Source organism: Campylobacter corcagiensis (genome assembly GCF_013201645.1).
In the GTDB taxonomy this organism is placed as follows: Bacteria; Campylobacterota; Campylobacteria; order Campylobacterales; family Campylobacteraceae; genus Campylobacter_B; species Campylobacter_B corcagiensis.
Window position 1 is genome coordinate 454,085 of record NZ_CP053842.1, and the last position, 20,605, is coordinate 474,689.

Sequence of the window (20,605 nt, forward strand, 5' to 3'; positions counted from 1 at the left end):
CCATCCTTATAATTAAAATTTTATTCTTATACTGTGACAAAACTGAAATTTAGGTATAAATTTAAAAAGTAATAATATAGTTATTTATTTTAAGAATTTAAACGCAATAAACACTCTAAAATAGATACTTTTTAAATTTCTCGTCTATCGTTTATTGCTTTGGTTAGTGAAAGAGTATCGATATTATCAAGAGTTACGCCTGTTGGAATTCCTTGAGCGATTTTGCTAAAGAGTATGTTTGAGCCTTTAAATTTATCTTCTATATATAGCATTATGCCATCGCTGTTTATACCAGGAGTCATGGCAAAAAGTATCTCATTTGTAGAGTTTTTTTGCGTGAAATTTATGAGCTTTTCAACTATATCGCTATTTATATCATCAAGGACAAAATAGAGTCCCTTATAAGCACCACTTTTTTCTAAGATAAGTATATCTTTTGGGTTTTCAACTATACAAAGAGTGGAGCTATCTCTTGAGCTGTCAGCACAAATTTCACAAATTTCATCTTCACTTATTGCTCCACAGTTTTCACATCTTCTTAACGCCTTTACAGCATCTTCTATACAATGCGCTAAATTTAGCCCTGCAAATGAGTTATCTATACTTACATGATAAGCGTATTTAAGGGCTGATTTTTTACCAACACCTGGAAGCTTACTAAAAGCTTCTACAAGTTCATCAAATTTAGAACTCATCACTTTTTAAAAAGCCCCTTTTTTGGAGTAGGAAGTTCGCAAGCCAACATAGCATCTCTATCAAATATCACGCAGAAATTATGCCTACCATTACTGTAATAATAGTCAAGATAGAATTTATGCATATCGCAAATTCTGTCTATTATGTATAGCCCAAGCCCCATACCCGTTGTTTTTTCATCTTTATTTCTAACAAAAGCTTGTTTATAGTGTTCAATACCCATCGGAAGTGGGTTTCCTAAATTTGATATAAGAATTTGCTCTTTTGAACACACTATATCAACTTTTTTATCGCTTGAGTATTTTAAGGCGTTATCGATTAGGTTTTTAATGGCTAAAGTAAACATCTGAAAATCAACATTTAAAATAATATCATCTTTGTACTCTACATTTATATGCTTTTCCCAATCATCAAGCATAAGCATGTCTCTTGCTTGTTCGATGATAAGACTAAAGTGATACTCTTCAAAATTTATGGTGTAGGATTTTGAAAGGAGTTGTTCAATTTTAGCAAATTCGTTAATTAAAATTTCTAAACGCTCAAAGATATTTATGAGGCGTTTTTTTTGAAGCTCATCATCAAGCATCTCTGATACTATTCTGCCTTTTCCAATCGGGGTTTTAAGCTCATGCATTATGGTTCTTAAAAAAAGCTGCCTAGAGCGGACTAGCTCTTTGATTTTAACTACAGCTTTATCAAATTCAGCCGCAACTTGTGCTATTTCATCATTTCCTTCTACATTTAGGCTAGCTGTTTCTAGATTTCCAGTTGCAAATTTCTTTATGTTGTTGTTAAGCCTTTTTAGTGGTTCAAGACTTTTCACAACTGAAAAATATAGCGAAGATAGTAAAATAATCGTGATAAAAAACCCTATCCAAAGTGGATCGTTTATATTTTTAGTGCCAGTTCCACCAAGAAGTAAGGTGGTATTTTGGTTGTTTATATGTAAGTATATGTTGTTTTGATACTGAAGTGAAGTTAACTCACCAAGTGGACTTGCGTTATTAAATAAAATTTTGCCACTTGTTAGAACATTTGATGCTAAATTTTTATCTTCAACTATGTACATATTAAAGTTACTAAAATACTGTTTTGTATCGTTAGGTGGCATGCCTCTTTGGTATAGCCCAAGTAGATAATTTATAGAGTTGGATTGAGAAATTTTCATCCTATCTATGGCGTCGTTTATCTGAATTTTGCCAAATGTTGCAAAAAGCATACAAACAAGTGCAAAAACGATAACAAAAACGACGCTAATCTTCGTACTAAGTGAGTATCTCATCCTAAAAGCTTATATCCAATTCCACGAACTGAGAATATATGTGTTGGGGCTTTTGAGTTATCGCCAATCTTAGCTCTTAAGCGACCAATGATTACATCAAGACTTTTTGAGTCTTTGTCTTTTAGGCTCTTGCAGTGATATACGAGTTGCTCTCTTGACACAGAAAAGCTATGCTGTTTTATAAGATACTCTAAAATTTCATACTCAGCTGGAGTTAGGGTTAAAGGCTCGTTGTGAAAGTAAATCTCATGTCTTCTCTCATCAACTCTAAATGCGCTATCAACTACTTCTTCTTGAGCTTCTGCTGTTTTTTTGTAGCGTCTAATAAGGCTCATTATCCTAGCGTGCATCTCTTTTGGATCGTATGGTTTTGGCATATAATCATCAGCACCTATTTGTAAACCCACAACTCTATCTGCTACATCGCTTCTTGCTGAGCTTATTATGATAGGAATATCATATTTTTCTCTTATCTCTTTACAAACTTCTAGTCCATTCATTCCAGGAAGAGTCAGATCTAAAATAAGCAAATCATAGTTTTTAACCCCGGCACTTAGTCCAAGATATGGATCTTCATAATTTGTAATCTTTATGTTGTATTTGATTAGATATTCAGATAAAATTTGTGCAAACTCACCATCATCTTCGATCATTAAAACATTTATCATATTAAAGTCCTTTCATTTTTTTGCTACCATTATATCTAAAATTTAGTAAAGTTTTAGCGTCATTTTAATATTTTTAGGTAGAATTCAGGTTTAATATAAAAAATGGAGATATAGATTTGAGTGATTACTATGAAATTTTGGGTGTAGCTAGAGATGCAAGTAGTGATGAGATAAAAAAGGCTTTTAGAAGACTTGCTTTACAGTACCACCCAGATAGAAATCAAGGCGATAAAGAAGCAGAGCGTAAATTTAAAGAGATAAATGAGGCATATCAGTGCTTATGTGATGAACAAAAGCGAGCAATGTATGATAGATATGGCAAAGACGGTCTAAATATGGGCGGCTTTGGCGGCGGATTTAGTGGCTTTGAAGATATTGATTTAGGAGATATATTTAGTTCATTTTTTGGAGATGGATTTGGCTCAAGAAGTGGCTCAAGAAGCAAAAGTGTTGATAACTATCCATTAGACATTGAAATAGCTATAGTTGTTGATTTTAAAGATGCTGTATTTGGTGTAGAAAAAGAGCTAAACTATAAAAGAAAAGTTCCTTGCCAAAGCTGTAATGGTACTGGGGGAGAAAAGCAAACTTGCCAAACTTGTGGCGGAAGAGGTCAAATAAGCCAAAAAAGAGGCTTTATGAGTTTTGTTCAAACCTGCCCACATTGCCATGGACAAGGTGAAATCTTAAAGACAAAATGCTCATCTTGTAATGGTAAAAGCTACAAAGAAGAAGAAGTTAACTTTAAATTTGATATACCAAAAGGTGTTGATAATGGTATAAAAATAAGACTTGCTGATAAAGGAAATTTATCTAAAAGTGGCGATTATGGAGATTTATATATCGCTATAAGAGTCAAAGATAGTGATAAATTTGTAAGAGATGGTGATAATGTGTATGTTGAGGTTCCAATTTTTATAACTCAAGCTATGCTTGGTGAGACTGTATCTATCCCAACACTTTATGGAACAAAAGAGTTAAAACTTAAAGTTGGTACGGCTGATAAAGAGCAGTTTATTATAGAAGGTGAGGGCATAGAAAATATTAGAACTAAGAAAAAGGGAAATCTAATAGCACAAGTTACAATTAAGATGCCTAAAAAACTAGATGCTAATCAAGAAAAACTTATAAAAGAGCTACAATCAAGCTTTGGTATAAAAAGCGATGAGACTATAAAACAAGAGGACGGTTTTTTTGATAGAGTAAAAGCTAAATTTAAAAAGTAGCTAGCCTTTTAAATTTAGGCTAGCTTATCTGTCTATTTAAAAAATTTACCTATTTTTTCAAATAGTAATTTTTCAGATATAGGTTTAGTAAGAAAATCAGTTGCCCCTTTGCTAAATGCTTCTTTTTTAGTCGTCTCATCTGTAGTAAGAACAATTACTGGGATATTAACGATTTTTTCTTTTACTTGAACATTATCTAAAAATTCAAGCCCATTCATAACAGGCATAACTATATCTAGAAGTATAAGACCAATGTCGCTTCTTTCTGTTAGAGTATTTAAAGCTTCAAGTCCATTTGAAGCTTTAATAATCTCACTAACGCCACCATGCTTTTTAAGAAAAGTTTCAACCAATTTTATATTTATAAAATCATCATCAATTACAAGTACATTCATTTTTTCATCCTAAATATATTTTTTAGCTAATTTTTCTAGCTCTGATTTGCTGATCTTGTTTTCGATCACCTGAGTTGCTCTACCTTCAAATAAGGATGCTTCTTCGCTCTTGGCAAAAACAACTATATTTGTTGTTTCTTTAACAGAGTTTCTTATTTCATCTATATTAAAGTTAGGAACTTTAGAGTCAACTAGTATTAAACTGTAGTCATTAGCTGCTATAAGTTCTTTTAGTTCAGATATAGTTGAAGCTGTATCAACGCTACTAGTAATCTGCCTAAGTATAGTGCCAAATATCTTATTTTCTAAGCTACTTTTTTTAGATATTAAGATATCTTTTTGTGCTAAATTTTTAGACATTTCTATATTTGGGTTAGCTTCTATTTTTGGTTCTATAGTTGCTTCTACCATAGGTTTTTTAGCAACATCTTTTTTAACCACCTTAGGTCTTTGAACGACAACTTGTTTTTTAACAGTAACTGGTTTTTTAACCTTTTTAATAACCGTTTTAGGAACTTTTTTAATGACCTTTCTTTTAACTTTTTGTTTTGTCATTGCTGGCTTATCGCCACTAACCATCTTCTCAGGTATAAACATAGCTAACATATCGCCAAGAATCTCTTTTTTGATAGGTTTTGTGCAATACTCATCAAGACCTTGAGACATAAATCTCTCTCTATCACCCTTAAGAGCATTGGCTGTAACTGCAACTATTGGAACATGTTTATTACCTGTTTCGGCTTCCCATTGTTTAATTTGTTTAGTTGCTTCCACTCCATCCATAACAGGCATTGCGATATCCATAAATATAATATCAAAGTCTTTTTCTTTTCTTTGTTCAAGAGCTAATTGACCATTTTCAACTATTGTTAGGGTTAGACCAAAACTACTTAGGGTGTGTTTAATTAGTTTTTGGTTAATCTCATTGTCTTCAGCTACTAACACGTTTGCATTGTAGGTAACCTGTCCAGGTTTAGCTGTTATTGTAGTAGTAGATGGAACCTCTATCTCTTCTTCTATCTCTACTTCTTGATCTTCATACTCAGTAACTTCCTCATCAACTTCAACATATTCAGTAACCTCTTGCTCTACAATCTCATCAACCATTATAGTTTCTTCTTCTTGACTATCTTGAGGCTCATCAATAGTATCCATTGTAACAGATGGTGTGTTGTCTAAAATAATCCTATTATCTATTGTATCATCTTCTAAAGCAATGCTACTATCTGGAGTGATTGTATCATCTAAAGCTACAGTATCATCAAGAGTTATAGTTTCTAACTCTTCAGGCTCAGCTAGGGCTATTTCATCATCTAATTTTATTGTAGAATAAGGCTCCTCTTTTGGTGCTTCTACTACAGGCTCTTGAGTTGCTTTCTCAGTTATCTTTAGTCCAGTATCAGGCTCTTTTATTTCCTCAACTATCTCTTTAGATACAGGCTCCTCTTCTAAAATCACCTCCTCTTCTTTAGGTATTAAAGTTTCCTCAGCTGGTTGTTGATGTGATTTTTGTTGAAGTATAGCTCTTAAATCGCTTATTGAATCGCTATTTGTTTCTACTTTTGGGGCTTCTTTTACTGCTGGTTTTGGTGTATCAGCTACTGCGTTGTTTATTTGTGCAGGTTGAACCTGTTTTATATTTCCCTGCTTTGAAATTCTATCAACTAGTTTGATAATTTTAGAAGAGTTAACAGGTTTTGCCATAGTAAATATATTTTCACTATTTTCTATATTTAGGGCCTGCAGCTCTCTTAGATCAGCAATTATTACCGTTGGTATAATTCCACTTCTTTCAACTAGTGGATAGTTCTTAAGTCTTACAAGCGTTATATCAAATTTATCAGCTGAAATTTGAGAATCATTTGGCAGCATTGTAAGATCTGCTTCCATGTATGTTAGATAGCTCTTTATTATTTGGTTAAAAGCACTATTGCTATCGTCAGTAACTAGAGCAAATCTTTTTCCTTTAATTGGGGCATATATCGCGTGTCCATTAAGTTTTTTGGTCTCTTTAAATGATAGTGTAAAGAAGAACTCTGTGCCTTCTCCAACATTTGATGTAACTTCAAGTTGTCCACCCATCATAGATACATATTTAGATGAAATTGTAAGACCTAGACCCGTACCACCATACTGCCTTGTAACGGTTGAATCAGCTTGTGAGAATGCACTAAAAATTTTACCCAGTTTATCTTTTTCAATACCAACACCAGTATCTTTTACGCTAAAGTGAATAATAGCTTCGCCTTCTATATCAGATGGTTTTCTTCTAATATCAACAAGAATACTCTGTCCTTCCGGTGTAAATTTAACAGCATTGCTTAGAAGGTTAATTATAACTTCTTTGATTTTAGTAATATCGCCATATAGATGGTTAACAAGACTTGGATCGATATATGATAAAAACTCAATACTCTTTTCACTTGCTTTAGCAGCATAAACTTCTATGGCGCCCTCAAAGTCATTAATTGGTTCAAATAATATATCTTCAAGCTCAACTTTGTTGCTCTCAATCTTAGAAACATCAAGAATGTTATTAATAATTGTTAAAAGGTTTTCAGAGCTTTTTTCTATTGTCTCTACATAGTCTCTTTTTTCATCATCAAGTTCTGTATTTTTAAGAAGTTCTGTAAAGCCTATAATACCATTTAATGGTGTTCTGATTTCGTGTGACATATTTGCAAGGAAGATAGATTTAGCTTTATTTGCCTCTTCAGCACTTTCCTTTTGTGTAGCAATAACGTCAATCGCATCTTGAATAACAGAGTAAGCTCTTGTAATACCATCGCTTGTGTTAAGATCGATATCAAGGTTTTGACCAGAAATTTGACCAATTCCACCAAGAACACTATCAAGTTCTTTAATATTTTGTTGAAAATTCCTAATGATTCTTGAAGCAACAACAAATAACAGTATTGCAATTATAGTTACTAAAGCAGCAATACCAAGTTGTCTTTGGATAACGCTTTTATATTCATTTGTTATATTAGCAAGTTCTGCATCGATAATTTTTGTAAGCTCACCAGATAGTTTAACTTTATCACTAGCCACAGCAAACCACTCCATAACACTTGCTGTAAAATCACCAGTAATAGCTTCTTGTTGCAACTTAACATTTAAAAAGTTAGAATTTGTGATAATGTATTGAGAGTCTGGGTTATTTAAAAGAGCTAATACTTTACTTTTTGCTTCAGACTCTGGAAGAGTAGTAAATGATGGTAAACTACTCTTAGCACTAATCTTATACCACTGCTCCATATTTGCTGGTGGAACAGCTCCACCTTTTGATAGTGCCATAAGAACGTAATCACGCTCGTAAGCTGACGCCTGGTCTGAGTCATGGGATAATATAAGGTTGGAGGCGATGGCAGCGATTTGAGGAGTTGTTGAGTATGATTGTAAATTTTGTAGATATTGTGAATATAGATTATCTATCTTTAAAAAATACTCTTCAAAAATTTGATCAAATGGAACGCTAATGCTGTCAATATTTGCCCTTACTTGACCTATTTGATTAGCAAGAGTTTGAATTTGTAAAATTTCGCTTGGAAATTCGTTTTTAGATATAAAAGATAGCATTTTATCTACAAAGCCTCCACGGCTACTGTAGTTTGCAATATAACTATTTAGATTTTTTATCTCTGAATCTGTTTTTTCTCTTTGAATTTTTAGAATTTCTTGGATATTAAATCTTCCTTCACTTGAAGCATATATGGAACTAATGCCTCTTTCGCTTCCAAGTTGACGAACAAATTCTTGTGCAGCTTTGTTTATCTCAAGTCTTGTGGTAAGTTCGTTAGCATCTTGATAGCTTTTTAAAGAGCTATAAAAATACAGTGAAACAACTAGTATGATTATAAAAATCGGTATATATGCTATAAGCTTTAGCAATGTAGTGGTAGTTAACCTCATGACGCATTCCTTTTATCTATAATTTTTTTAATTTCTGTAATAATACCTTGATACTCTCTAAAATTTGCTGAAATTTCAGAAATTTGAGAATTTTCAAGTTTGTATACACTTCTAGCTAGTGGTTTTATACCTAGACTTTTAGAAGTATCTTTTATTTTATCTAATATATTTGAGTATGATGATCTATCACCAAAGACCAGTGATTCGTGTAAAAATTCACTATTTTCATCTGTGTATTTGACAAGTTCATCTAGCATCTGTAAAAAACTATCCTCTTTTACACCAAGCTTATTGATGGTATATAAAAACCACTCCATGTCAACACTATCCTTGTTTGCGTTATTATGAAAGCTCTCTTCTTCAAGTCTTTTTACTTCTGAGCTGAAAGATTGCCTAAAGATGTTTGATATCAAAAAAGAATTGCTATATTTTCTATCTAAAGTTAGTGTTTGTAAGGCTTTTGGAAGCTCTTTTTTATAGCTAGGTGATAAAAAAACAACATAGTAATTTTCTATTTTTTCTACATACATCTGTGCTTTTATAACTTTATTATCTCTATCTCTTAGTTCGACATTTAAAGGTTTTTTACTATTTAACATAGACTCTATGTAAAAAGTTTCATCTCCTTTTTTGTTTACAAAAAGATCAGATATATCGCTATAAGATGAACAAAAACTACCAAAGCTCGGATAACCTACTAAATCTAGAACGCTCTTAGACATACCTAAGAGTTCAAAATTTGAGCTGTAAAGTAACATCTTATCCTTTCTATAAGAAATTTACGCCATATTTTACCATATATTTTTAGAATTTGTTGTTAAAAAGTTTATTTGTGGCTGTTTTTCCTATTAAATTTCTAATTTCTTCAGGCTCTGCGCTGTGAATTTTATCAAAAGTTCCATAAAAATTTAATAGTTTCTTAATCTTTCCTTCGCTAAGACCTAGTTTTAAAAGCTTTGATTTTTCTAAATCTGCTTTTGTTTTGCTTTTTCTATGAAAACTTATGGCAAAGCGGTGTGCTTCATCGCGAAGTTTTTGAAAAAACTGTAGTTTCTTATCATCAGGATTTAGGTTAAATACACCGTTTTTAGTATAAATTTTATCTTTAGCACTGCCTTTTGCTCTATAAGCTTTTGCATCAACTTTTTCTTTTGAGATCGCTATAACATCGCTATTTGCACCACTACTTTCAATGATGCTTATTGCTAAATCAAGAAGTGCTTTTCCCCCATCTATAACCCATAAATCTGGCGGACTTAACTTTGTAAAACGCTTAGCTCTTAGCGTTAAAAACTCACTCATTTGATCATAATCATTCTTTGATTTAAGGTAAGCATGGCGATAATTTTGCTTTAAAAAACCACTTTCATTATAAGCAATCATCGCTCCAACAATGGCTTCTCCCATCATATGAGAGTTATCAAAAGCTTCTATATTTACAGGTAAATTTGATAGATTAAAGTACTCTTTTATCTCGGCTAAAAGGCTAAAATCATGAGTTTTGATGTGTTTTAGTATATTAATTTCTGCGTTTTTCATTGCAATTTCACAAATTTTTCTTTTTTCACCTATTTTAGGGGTGATTATCTCAAATTTCTTATCGTGACGATTAGTTAAAATTTCAGTTAAAACATCGCTATCATCAATAGCGTGATAAGTATAAATTTTTGATGAAGCAACGGGCGAATTTAGAGGAAAAGCATCTAAAATAACTTGCCTATAAATTTCATTAATTTCACTAAAATCATTAGTTTTAGAGTTTGTTATCCTAAAATTTGAATTTGAAATTTTACCATCTCTAACGCTAAATCTAACCGCACAAATAAAGCCCTTTAAAACATTTATAGCAATAACTTCAAAGTCTTCAAGCCTAGCTAAATCAACTTCAACTTTAACATCAATCTCTTTTAGAAGCGTTATATTATCCCTAACTTTAGCAGCTTGCTCAAAATTCTCACTATTAGCAAGAGCAAACATCTTTTTTTCTAAATTTGGTACGAGAGTTGTTGGATTTTTAAGGGCTTTTATTGCGTTATTAACTATCTGTTTATAATCATCAGATGAAATTTTATTTTCACAAGGAGCAAGGCAGCGACTGATTTGATAGTAAAGACAGGCTTTTTTATCTTTGATGCAGTTTTTTCGCTGAACTAGAGGAAATTCTGTATATAAAATCTCTAAAATTTCTCTCCCACCTCTAAAATAAGGTCCAAAATATTTAATGTTAGAGCCTTTTATTACCTTTCTGGTAAGTTCAAAACGCGGAAATTCATCGTTTAAATTTATGTAAATATATGGATATGTTTTATCATCACGAAGCAAGATGTTGTATTTTGGGTTAAGCTGTTTGATAAAGGAATTTTCAAGTATTAAAGCATCACTTTCGCTTTTTGTAACTATATACTCAAGATGAACTGCCTCGTTTAGCATTTTTGAAATTCTAGAACTAACTCTAGGGCTTGAGCCAAATTCTGGTGTAAAACTAAAGTAGCTTTTAATGCGGTTTTTTAAATTTTTAGCTTTTCCAACATATAAAAGTTTACCGCTACTGTCAAAATACTGATAAACTCCTGGTAAATTTGGAAGAGTTTTTACCTCATTTTCTAGCAATTATTAGCTCCCTTATCTCTTCAAAAAGCTTAGAATTTTCCTCGTTTTTGATATTGTTTTGAAATTTGCCATCACTTTTTTCAATGTATGGCTGAATTTGAAGGCTCAATTTAACTCTTTGCTTAAATTTCTCCTTTTTCTTCATATATTCGGTTGCTACAAAGAATTTTATATCTGAAATTTCGCTTAAATTTGAGTTTGGTCTAAATTTTACAAAAGTTTTTAATAACTCTTTGATGATTTTTATGTTACTATCTTTTTTTAGTTCTAAAAGACCAAGTGGATGCTTACAAGCTATCATTAAAAGGTTATCTTTTTTATATATAAAAGCGATAACTTGTTTATGAGTAGGACTAAATAGCCCAAGCAGGTCTTGAAGATCAGCATTTTGACAATATAAAGGAAGATTATGAATTTCTCTAATGATATCTTTGGTGCTTTTCATAAAGTAATTATAGCAGTTTTACTCTTAATTTTTGTTGTAGGTTGTGGATATAAAGGACCGCCTGTTTATACTCCAAGAGATGTAAACACAACTACTTCTAGATAAATTTTAGTTAAATTTGATATAATAAGCGAAATTTTTTAAGGACGGATATGAAAACAGCAGACATCATTATACTTGATTTTGGATCACAATACACTCAGCTTATCGCAAGACGCTTAAGAGAACAAGGCGTTTACGCAGAGCTTTTACCATATAATGTTTCTATTGATACTATAAAGACAAAAAGCCCAAAAGGCATTATTTTAAGTGGTGGGCCAGCTAGCGTTTATGCAAAAGATGCTTATCTTCCTGATGAGGGGATTTTTGATCTAAATTTGCCAATTTTAGGAATTTGTTATGGCATGCAGTTAATCGCCCAGCATTTCAATGGCGAAGTAGTTCCAGCAAATGAAAAAGAGTATGGTAAGGCTACTTTAAATTTAGTCGGTAAAAGTGAGCTTTTTGCTGATACTTCGGATTCTCAAACTGTTTGGATGAGCCACTCTGATAAGGTAGAAAAACTTCCAGAAAATTTTAAAGAGCTTGCAAATTCTGAGAATTCGCCATTTTGTGCTTTTGGCGATGAAGAGCTTAAAATTTATGCTTTACAGTTTCACCCAGAAGTTGCACACACTGAATTTGGCGATAAAATTTTAAAGAATTTTGCTAAGCATATTTGTGGTTGTGAAAGCACTTGGAACATGGGAAGTTTTGCTAAAAACGAGTGCGAGAAAATAAAATCGCAAGTTGGAAATGATAAAATTTTATGTGCTGTAAGTGGCGGGGTGGATAGTTCGGTTGTTGCGGCACTTTTAGCTCACGCTGTACCTGAGAATTTAATCGTAGTTTTTGTTGATAACGGACTTTTAAGAGAAGGTGAAGCAAAACAAGTAAGCGATACTTTTAAGACAAAACTTGGAATAAATTTAATAAGCATAGATGCAAGTGAGATTTTCCTTACGCTTTTAAAAGGTGTAATTGATCCTGAGAAAAAAAGAAAAATAATAGGCAATACTTTTATAAGAATTTTTGAAAAAGTTGCTGCGAAGTTTGAGGATGTAAAATACCTCGCTCAAGGAACGCTTTATAGTGATGTTATAGAAAGTAGTAGTTTTGGAGGGGCTAGTAAGACTATAAAAAGTCATCACAATGTTGGCGGACTTCCTGAAAATATGAAATTTGAGCTAATTGAGCCACTGCGTGAAATTTTTAAAGATGAAGTTAGGGCTTTGGGACTTGAGCTTGGATTAAGTCGTGATTTAGTTTTTCGCCATCCTTTTCCAGGACCAGGTCTAGCAATTAGAATAATGGGCGAAGTTACAAATGAAAGACTTGAGTTACTAAGAAAAGCTGATGTTGTTTTAAGGCAAGAGCTTAAATCAAGTGGTTGGTATGAGAAAACTTGGCAGGCATTTTGCGTTTTATTAAATGTAAGCTCAGTTGGTGTTATGGGCGATAATAGAACTTATGAAAATGCCGTGTGTGTAAGAGTTGTGGATGCAAGCGATGGAATGACGGCAAGTTTTTCAAGGTTGCCTTATGATTTACTAGAAAATGTAAGTCGCAGAATTATCAACGAGGTTGATGGTATAAACAGAGTTGTTTATGACATTTCAAGCAAGCCACCTGCAACGATTGAGTGGGAATAAGCTTTATAAATGAGTGAAATTTATCTAATCTCTCACACGCCAGATGAAAGCGTTAAAAACTTAAAGGTGTGTGAGATTGAGTTTTGTAAATTTAGTGTGGATTTAAGCAAATTTGAAGCTTTGGTAATAACTTCAAAAAACTCTATAAAAGCTTTAAAATTTAACCAAATTCCATTAGCAAATTTAGAAGTTTTTAGTATAGGCGAAGGCACCACAAAAGAGGCTTTAAATTTTGGATTTAAAGGTATTTATACCGCTAAAAACTCTCACGGAAATGAGTTTGCTTATGAAATTTTACCATTTCTTAAAAACAAAAAAACTCTATTTTTAAAAGCAAAAAAAACAGTTTCTGATGTTGCTGGAATTTTAGCTACTAATGGCATAAATTTAACGCTAGTAGTAGCATATGAAAACACCTTTTTGGATTTAGATAGCTCACTTAAACCACCTTTAAAAAGCACTCTTATCTTTACTTCGCCATCAAATGTTGAAGGGTTTTTAAGAAATTTTAGCATCGATGAGAGCTATAAACTTATAGCTATTGGAAATGCTACCGCAAAACTTCTAGAAAAATACCAAAATCTAACCATCTCAAAGACTCAAAATATTAAAGAGTGCATAAAACTTGCTAAAATTTAGCCTAAAAGCTAAAAAATCTTCTCATACACTAAGTAGTTTAAGCAAATTTAGGTATAATTCTAAAAGCCTGAGTGATTTGGTAGCGTCATTATGATGGTCCAACACATTTAGTAAGGCGGTGATGTGGGCTTCTGGTGAGACGTGGCTTAAGTTGCGACCTAAAGGAAGTCTCTAACTGCAAGATTGGCTTTATTAGGGCCGATTCAAACACGCACCGCTCACTCGGGTCTTAACTTATAAAATTTGGAGCTTTTTTTGAACATTTTGATAATAGGAAATGGTGGAAGAGAGTACGCGATTGGACGCAAACTTAGAAGCGAAAATAGCGTAAACAAGCTTTATTTTGCACCAGGAAATGGTGCAACGCTCAATCTAGGTGAAAATTTAGATATCAAAGATTATAATAAATTAGCGTATTTTGCTAAACAAAATATGGTTGATTTAACTATCGTAGGTCCTGAAGCACCTTTAACTGATGGTGTTGTAGATATATTTAAAGCTAACGGTCTTGTTGTCTTTGGTCCTACAAAACAAGCAGCGAAATTAGAAAGCAGTAAGGCTTTTATGAAGGATTTCTTAGCTAAAAATAGTATAAAAACAGCTTCTTATTTAAGTAGTAGTAATATAGAAGAAATTTCAAATTTTATAGATAAAATTTCAAGCGATAAGATTGTTGTAAAAGCTGATGGACTTTGTGGTGGTAAGGGAGTTATTATAGCTACTAGCAAAGATGAAGCTAAAAAGGCAGCAAAAGATATGTTAAGTGGAGCTAGTTTTGGAGAAGCTGGATCAACTGTGGTTGTAGAGGAGTTTTTAGATGGTTTTGAGCTAAGTTTTTTTGCGATTTGTGATGGTAAGAATTTTGTAAGTTTACCAGTAGCACAAGATCATAAAAAGCTTCTTGATAAAGACGAGGGACCAAACACTGGCGGGATGGGAGCTTACGCACCAACACCACTTGCTAGTAAAGAATTGATTGAAAAAATAGAAAATGATATCGTAAAGCCAACATTAAAAGGAATGCAAGATGAAAATACTCCATTTTGCGGAGTGCTTTTCGTAGGCGTTATGGTTGTTGATAATGAGCCTTATGTCTTGGAGTTTAACACTAGATTTGGCGATCCAGAGTGTGAGGTTATAATGCCTTTGATTGATGATAATTTAGGTGAAATTTTGTTTGATGCGGCAAACGGTAGGTTAAAAAATATCCAAATAAAAAATAAATTTGCTGTTGGTGTTGTTATTGCTAGTAAAAATTATCCATATAAAAGCTCTTTAAAAGTTCCTATAAAAGTAAGAGAAATTCCAGTGAAATCTCATATATGCTATGCTGGAGTAAGTCATAGTGGAGTGGAAATTTTTGCTGATGGTGGTAGAGTTTTAGTTTGTGTTGGCGTTGGAAAAGATGTCAAAGAGGCTAGAGATAATGCATATAAACTCTGTGAAAATGTAGAGTTTGAAGGTATGCAATATAGAAAAGATATAGCTTATCAGGCACTTAGATGAATTTTGATGATATAAAGCTTGCAAGTATCCAAAAAAGATCGTTTGCTTTTTTAATAGATGAAATTTTGCTAAGTTTTTTACTTGTTTTGGCTTATTCGGCTCAAATCACACAAGTAGCAGGAGATAAGGAGGCACTAGTCTTAGTTATGGCTAGTATGAGTCTTCCATATATGATTTTAAAATTTTTATATCATACTCTTTTTATTTATACTTATGGTGCAACACTTGGAAAACTAGCTGTTAAAATAAGGTGCGTGAATTATCAAAATCAAAGACCAAATTTTAACTCCTCATTACTAAGATCAGTAGTTAGAATTTTAAGTGAAGCGGTATTTTATATCGGCTTTTTATGGGCTCTTTTTAACCCAGCTCTTCAAACATGGCATGATAAATTAGCTAAAACTTTGGTGGTAGATGTTGCTTAAGAATATACTATTTTTATTAATTTTTGTAGGATTTTTATATGCTAAGGTGCAGCATGTTGAGCTTTTGGCTGATGAAGCACATAGAGAAGGTGATATCGTAAAAGCTACTGGAAATGTCATTATGTACTCTCAGGAGTATCTAATAACAGCCGATGAAGCCACTTATGATCAAAAAAATGAAATTGCTGAATTTTTTGGTAATGTCAACGCTCTTAGGGGTCCAAATGAGACATCTAAAACAAACTATCTCAAACTAGATCTTAAAAACGAGAAAAATTTCGCTACAGAAAATTTTATGATGGATAAAGATAGTGAACTTTGGATGCAAAATAATCAAAGTTGTAGTGATGTTAAGTATTATAGAACCAAAGGCTCAGTCGTATCGAGTTGTAATATTCAAAATCCTGATTGGAAGATAAAATATAGCAGCGGAAAGCTAAACAAAGATAGCAAATTTTTACATCTTTACAATCCACTCTTTTTTATAGGAAATGTACCTGTTTTGTATCTTCCTTACTTTGGAATTCCTACTGATGATACAAGAAGAACTGGACTTTTATTTCCTGAAGCAGGTTATATTGATAAGCAAGGACTTTATTATAAACAGCCTATTTATTTTGCTCCTTATAATAGCTGGGATTTAGAACTTCAGCCACAAATTAGAACTCGTCGTGGAGTGGGACTATACTCTATTTTTAGGTTTGCTGATTCGCCTTTTTCATATGGAGAAATTCGCGGAGGAGTTTTTGATAACTATAAATCCGATCAACAAAGACTTGAGTATAAAAATGAAAAGCATACAGGATTTGAGTTTGAGTATGATAGAAGTAAGCTTTTAGGGTATTTTATAGATACTAAATTTAAAGAATATCTTTGGATTGATTTTATTAAACTAAGAGATGTTGAGTATTTTGATTTGATTACAAAGGGTGGGGGGGATAATGCTGATTCTCTTCAGACTTCAAAGTTAAACTACTATTTAACGACAGATGAGCATTATATGGGGCTTTACTCAAGATACTATATAGACACATATAAGCTAAATGGCGACAACTATTTTCAAAACGACGATACAGTTCAAAAACTTCCAACTCTTCAATATCATAAATTTACAAATAGTGCATTTTTAGATAATCTTCTTTACTCTTTTGACACTAAAGCTACTAATTATACAAGGGGTGATGGCGTTACAGCTAGGCAGTTTGAGTTTAATATGCCACTAAGTTTTTCAATGCCACTTCTAAATGACTGGATAAATTTTAAATTTACAGAAGGAATCTATGCTACAAACATAAACTATAGTGATAACTTTATCTATAAAGATGGAAATTTTTATGAAGATAAGAGTAGTAACTATGTAAATAACTATCATCAAATTTCACTTGGAAGCGATATTGCGAAGCCATATGAGAGCTTTTTTCATACGATGAGTTTTGAAGCTAGCTATTTGATTCCTGGGTATCAAAGTGGTGGTGTTGAAAAAAGACTTTTTAAAAATCATCAATATGAGTATGATAAAGGTAGAAATAGAGTTAATAAATGGGCTTTAGAAAATATTCTTAATAACTACTACTATGAAGATAACTTTTTAGGTGAGCTTGGAAAAGAGTATACACAAGAAAATCTTTCTTTAAAATTTACTCAGTATCTATTTGATAAAGATGGCAATAAAAGAGTAAGGCATAGTGTAAGGCAAAGATATGATTTTGATGATGATGAGCTTGGAAATTTGATCCACAGGCTTGATTTATATTTTAAAAATGGTTTAAGTTTGGGAAATAAATTTGAGTATAACCATGAAGAAAATAATATGGAGAAATTTCAAAGCTATGCAAGATATGCAAAAGAAAACTTTAATGTGGGTGTAACTCATACTTATGAACACACTAAAAGAAATAAAGCTACTATAAATAAAGAGAACTATTCTATACTAAATTTTGCAGTTAAACTACCTAATTATTATAAGCTTTTTGCTGCTTGGGAGTATGATTGGGAGCTTGAGTATAATAAAATGTGGAGAGTAGGGCTTACTAAAAATCGAAAATGTTGGAACTATACAATAGTTTATCAAGAAGATATTGAACCAAAAACTAGAAGTAGAGATAATTTTGAAAAAGCCAGTAAAGAAAGAGGAATATATTTCTTTGTAAATTTCTATCCTTTTGGTGGAGTAAGAGCAGCTAGATCTTACGATACAGACTATGCAGCGGCAGGCAATTAGTGTTAAAAAAAGATAACCTTATGTTTGAAGACCAACAAGATGCAGCTTTAAAGCTATATGAGATTTTACCAACAGATGAGATTATATCCACAAAGCCACTTATTATAGCTTCATCACTAGTTGCTGTGCCTTTAGTAGATATAATAGCTTCAAGGCTAAATTTAAACTATGAAGTTATGTTTACTGAGAAAATCTACTCGCCAGTTAATAAAGAGTGTTTAATTGCTATGGTTAGCGAAACAAAAGAGTTAGTTTTTATAGAAGAACTTGTAAAATCTTTTGATATTAGTTTAGACTATATTTATGGTGAAGCAGATAGAAAGTATGAAGAGGGAGTTTTAAAAAAAATTTATAAATACCGAAAGGGTGCTTTGCTTCAAAGTTTTGAAGGCAGGGATATTTTGCTAGTTGATGAAGGGTGCGAGACTGGTATAACAGCCATGGTTTGCTTAAAATCCATCATTAGTTTAAATCCAAGATCAGTTAGTTATGCTACACCGCTAATTGCTAGCGATACAGCAGAAATTTTAAAAACAGTCGCAGATCAGATATTTTGTGTTAGAACTATAGCAGATTTTGTTGGGGTTGATTTTTATTACAAAAACAAAGTAGAACCAACACCAGAACTTGTTCTTAACACACTTGAGGCAAGTCCACACTATCTGCCACTTATAAAAGAAGGAGAGATATGCAGTACCGAGTCGAAATCAACAACCAAGTAGAAATTTATGATATAAATTATGTAGCAAAACAAGCAGCTGGCGCTGTTTTATTAAGGGTAAAAAACACTGTTGTCTTAGCTACAGTTTCAAGAGATGATGTAAAAGCAGATGGGGATTTTTTGCCTTTAACTGTTCAATATGTAGAAAAAGCCTACGCAGCTGGGAAAATTCCAGGCGGATATATTAAGCGTGAGACAAAACCAGGGGACTTTGAAACCTTAACTTCAAGAATAATTGATAGAAGCTTAAGACCACTTTTTCCAAAAGGATATACATATCCAACTCAAATAGTAGTATTTGTACTTTCAGCTGATGCGGAAGTTGATCTTCAAGTTGTAAGTTTAAATGCTGCTAGTATGGCACTTTTTTTGAGTGATATTCCTGTTGATGAACCAGTTTGTGGTGTAAGAGTTGGAAGGCTAAATGATGAGTTTATAATAAACCCAACTAATAGTGAACTTGAAAAAAGCACTCTTGATCTTTATGTAGCAGGTGTTAGAGATGAACTACTTATGATAGAGATGAGAAGTATTCCAAGCCTAAACCAAACTAGTAAAATTTCAAACCCAATTGATAGCTTAAATGAAATTCCACAAAAGCAAAATATGAACGAATTTGATGAAGAACTTATGCTTGAAGCTATTGAATTTGCAAAAAATGCTATTGAAAAAGGAAGCAAAGCTTACTATGAGACATTTAAAGATTATATAAAACCTCACGCTAAAATCGAGCTAAATGAAGAGTTTAAAGACGATGATTTAGCTAATTTTATAAAAGAAAATTATCTTGAAAAGACTAAGTTAGCTATAAATAGCATGGCAAAAAGCGAAAGAGCAAGTGAGCTAAATTTAATAGTTAAAGAGATTTTACAAAGTAGTGAAGCTATAGATAAAGAGTGGGAAGAAGCGTTAGTTTTTGATACTCTTAATAAATTTAAAAGAAAGATCGTTAGAGAGCAGATCATATTTGATAAAGTTAGAGCTGATGGTAGGGGTTTAAAAGATGTTAGACCAATAAGCATTGATACAAATATCTTACCAATGGCACATGGAAGTTGTCTTTTTACAAGGGGTCAAACTCAAGCTTTGGTGGTGGCAACTTTAGGTGGTGAGAGCGATGCTCAACTTAGTGAGAGCTTAACTGAAAAGGGCGTAGTTAGCGAAAGATTTATGGTTAATTATAACTTTCCAGGATTTAGCGTTGGCGAAGCAAGCCCACTAAGAAGTCCAGGTAGAAGAGAGTTAGGTCATGGAAATTTAGCTAAAAGAGCCCTTACTCCAAGTGTTGATATAAATAATCCTGAAGTTATTAGATTAGTTAGTGAAATTTTAGAGAGTAATGGTTCAAGTTCTATGGCTACAGTTTGTGGTGGATCTTTAGCTTTAAGAGCTGCTGGAGTTAATACTTATAAGCTTATAGCAGGTGTTGCTATGGGGCTTGTTTTTGAAGGTGATAAGCATGCTGTTTTAACTGATATAATGGGACTAGAAGATCACGATGGAGATATGGACTTTAAAGTTGCTGGTAGCAGAGATGGCATCACTGCACTTCAAATGGATATCAAACTTGGCGGCATTAGTTTAGAGGTTTTAAAAGAGGCTCTTTATCAAGCAAAAGAAGCAAGAGAGCATATTCTTTTTATAATGGAAGAAGCGGATATAAAAATAAGGGTAAATGAGTCAATACTTCCAAAAACTGAGATTTTCTTAGTCGATTCAAATCGTATAGTTGATATCATTGGTCAAGGCGGAAAAACCATAAAAGAGATAATAGATAACTTTGGTGTTACAATAGACCTTGATAGAGATAAAGGTGAAGTTAAGATTATAGGAGAAAATTCTCAAAAGGTTGAAGGCGCAAAAGCTACTATCTTAGATATTGTAAACACTCCAAAAGGTGGCTTTAAGAAAAATGGTAAAAAAGAGCATAAAGATGTAAATTTTGAAGAGAATGAAATTTTTGAAAGTGAGATTAAAAATATAACCAAATTCGGAGCATTTATTCCTTTAAGGGACGGAGTAGATGGGCTACTGCATATATCTAAATTTAGAGGTCAGTTAAAAGAGGGAGATAAGGTAAAAGTAAAGGTAGTTGAGCAAAAAGGTAACAGAATTTCACTTGAGCTAATAGATTAGGCTAAAATAAGCTTATTATTAGTTAATGTAAG

The 20,605-nt window shown here is 32.6% G+C and carries 16 protein-coding genes; 8 read left to right on the forward strand and 8 right to left on the reverse strand.

Translation table 11 applies throughout. The features are described from left to right. Positions 1-131 precede the first annotated feature (131 nt). Genes recR through CCORG_RS02450 form a run of 3 tightly spaced genes read right to left on the reverse strand, consistent with a single transcriptional unit; the run spans position 132 to position 2,646 of the window. Positions 132-695, reverse strand: a complete 564-nt coding sequence (gene recR / locus CCORG_RS02440; protein ID WP_025803018.1) for a recombination mediator RecR — start codon at positions 693-695, stop codon at positions 132-134. Then, positions 695-1,978 carry an ArsS family sensor histidine kinase gene (locus CCORG_RS02445; RefSeq protein WP_025803017.1) on the reverse strand — a complete coding sequence of 428 codons (1,284 nt, stop codon included), beginning with the start codon at positions 1,976-1,978 and terminating at the stop codon, positions 695-697. Before CCORG_RS02445 ends, recR begins: the two co-directional genes overlap by 1 nt. Beyond that, the gene (locus CCORG_RS02450) at positions 1,975-2,646 is read right to left on the reverse strand and encodes a response regulator transcription factor (protein ID WP_172658540.1); all 672 of its coding nucleotides are present in this window, start codon (positions 2,644-2,646) and stop codon (positions 1,975-1,977) included. The genes CCORG_RS02445 and CCORG_RS02450 overlap by 4 nt, the downstream gene beginning before the upstream one ends. 116 nt (positions 2,647-2,762) lie before the next feature. Here CCORG_RS02450 and dnaJ point away from each other — a divergent pair, with 116 nt between their 5' ends. After that, a complete protein-coding gene (gene dnaJ / locus CCORG_RS02455; RefSeq protein ID WP_371827743.1) occupies positions 2,763-3,872 on the forward strand; it encodes a molecular chaperone DnaJ in 1,110 nt (369 codons plus the stop codon). A gap of 32 nt (positions 3,873-3,904) precedes the next feature. Here dnaJ and CCORG_RS02460 read toward each other — a convergent pair whose 3' ends face one another. Genes CCORG_RS02460 through CCORG_RS02480 form a run of 5 tightly spaced genes read right to left on the reverse strand, consistent with a single transcriptional unit; the run spans position 3,905 to position 11,234 of the window. Then, positions 3,905-4,267, reverse strand: coding sequence for a response regulator (locus CCORG_RS02460; RefSeq protein WP_025803014.1), 363 nt, complete (start codon positions 4,265-4,267; stop codon positions 3,905-3,907). A 9-nt stretch (positions 4,268-4,276) separates the two neighbouring features. Then, on the reverse strand, positions 4,277-8,179 hold the full coding sequence (locus CCORG_RS02465; RefSeq protein ID WP_025803013.1) for an ATP-binding protein: 3,903 nt from the start codon (positions 8,177-8,179) through the stop codon (positions 4,277-4,279). Beyond that, positions 8,176-8,937 (reverse strand): hypothetical protein, encoded by a 762-nt coding sequence (locus tag CCORG_RS02470; protein ID WP_025803012.1) that lies wholly within the window; start codon positions 8,935-8,937, stop codon positions 8,176-8,178. The genes CCORG_RS02465 and CCORG_RS02470 overlap by 4 nt, the downstream gene beginning before the upstream one ends. Positions 8,938-8,983: 46 nt before the next feature. After that, positions 8,984-10,789: an excinuclease ABC subunit UvrC gene (gene uvrC, locus CCORG_RS02475; protein ID WP_025803011.1), complete on the reverse strand. Its 1,806-nt coding sequence runs from the start codon at positions 10,787-10,789 to the stop codon at positions 8,984-8,986. Continuing rightward, complete coding sequence (locus tag CCORG_RS02480; protein ID WP_025803010.1) at positions 10,776-11,234, reverse strand: hypothetical protein; 459 nt, start codon at positions 11,232-11,234, stop codon at positions 10,776-10,778. Before CCORG_RS02480 ends, uvrC begins: the two co-directional genes overlap by 14 nt. Positions 11,235-11,386: 152 nt before the next feature. On the opposite strand from CCORG_RS02480, the gene guaA reads away from it, so the two are divergent. The 7 genes from guaA to CCORG_RS02515 all read left to right on the forward strand — a co-directional run bounded on the left by guaA (position 11,387) and on the right by CCORG_RS02515 (position 20,573). Then, entirely contained in the window at positions 11,387-12,925 is a 1,539-nt protein-coding gene (gene guaA / locus CCORG_RS02485; protein ID WP_025803009.1) for a glutamine-hydrolyzing GMP synthase, read from the forward strand. Positions 12,926-12,934: 9 nt separating this feature from the next. Further along, entirely contained in the window at positions 12,935-13,564 is a 630-nt protein-coding gene (locus CCORG_RS02490) for a uroporphyrinogen-III synthase (protein ID WP_025803008.1), read from the forward strand. A 255-nt stretch (positions 13,565-13,819) separates the two neighbouring features. Next, on the forward strand, positions 13,820-15,070 hold the full coding sequence (purD, locus tag CCORG_RS02495) for a phosphoribosylamine--glycine ligase (protein WP_025803007.1): 1,251 nt from the start codon (positions 13,820-13,822) through the stop codon (positions 15,068-15,070). Then, positions 15,067-15,495 (forward strand): RDD family protein, encoded by a 429-nt coding sequence (locus CCORG_RS02500; RefSeq protein ID WP_025803006.1) that lies wholly within the window; start codon positions 15,067-15,069, stop codon positions 15,493-15,495. Before purD ends, CCORG_RS02500 begins: the two co-directional genes overlap by 4 nt. Then, positions 15,485-17,716, forward strand: a complete 2,232-nt coding sequence (locus CCORG_RS02505) for an LPS-assembly protein LptD (protein ID WP_025803005.1) — start codon at positions 15,485-15,487, stop codon at positions 17,714-17,716. The genes CCORG_RS02500 and CCORG_RS02505 overlap by 11 nt, the downstream gene beginning before the upstream one ends. Next, complete coding sequence (locus CCORG_RS02510) at positions 17,716-18,438, forward strand: phosphoribosyltransferase family protein (protein ID WP_025803004.1); 723 nt, start codon at positions 17,716-17,718, stop codon at positions 18,436-18,438. Before CCORG_RS02505 ends, CCORG_RS02510 begins: the two co-directional genes overlap by 1 nt. Next, complete coding sequence (locus tag CCORG_RS02515; RefSeq protein WP_025803003.1) at positions 18,405-20,573, forward strand: polyribonucleotide nucleotidyltransferase; 2,169 nt, start codon at positions 18,405-18,407, stop codon at positions 20,571-20,573. Before CCORG_RS02510 ends, CCORG_RS02515 begins: the two co-directional genes overlap by 34 nt. The last annotated feature ends 32 nt before the right edge of the window (positions 20,574-20,605 follow it).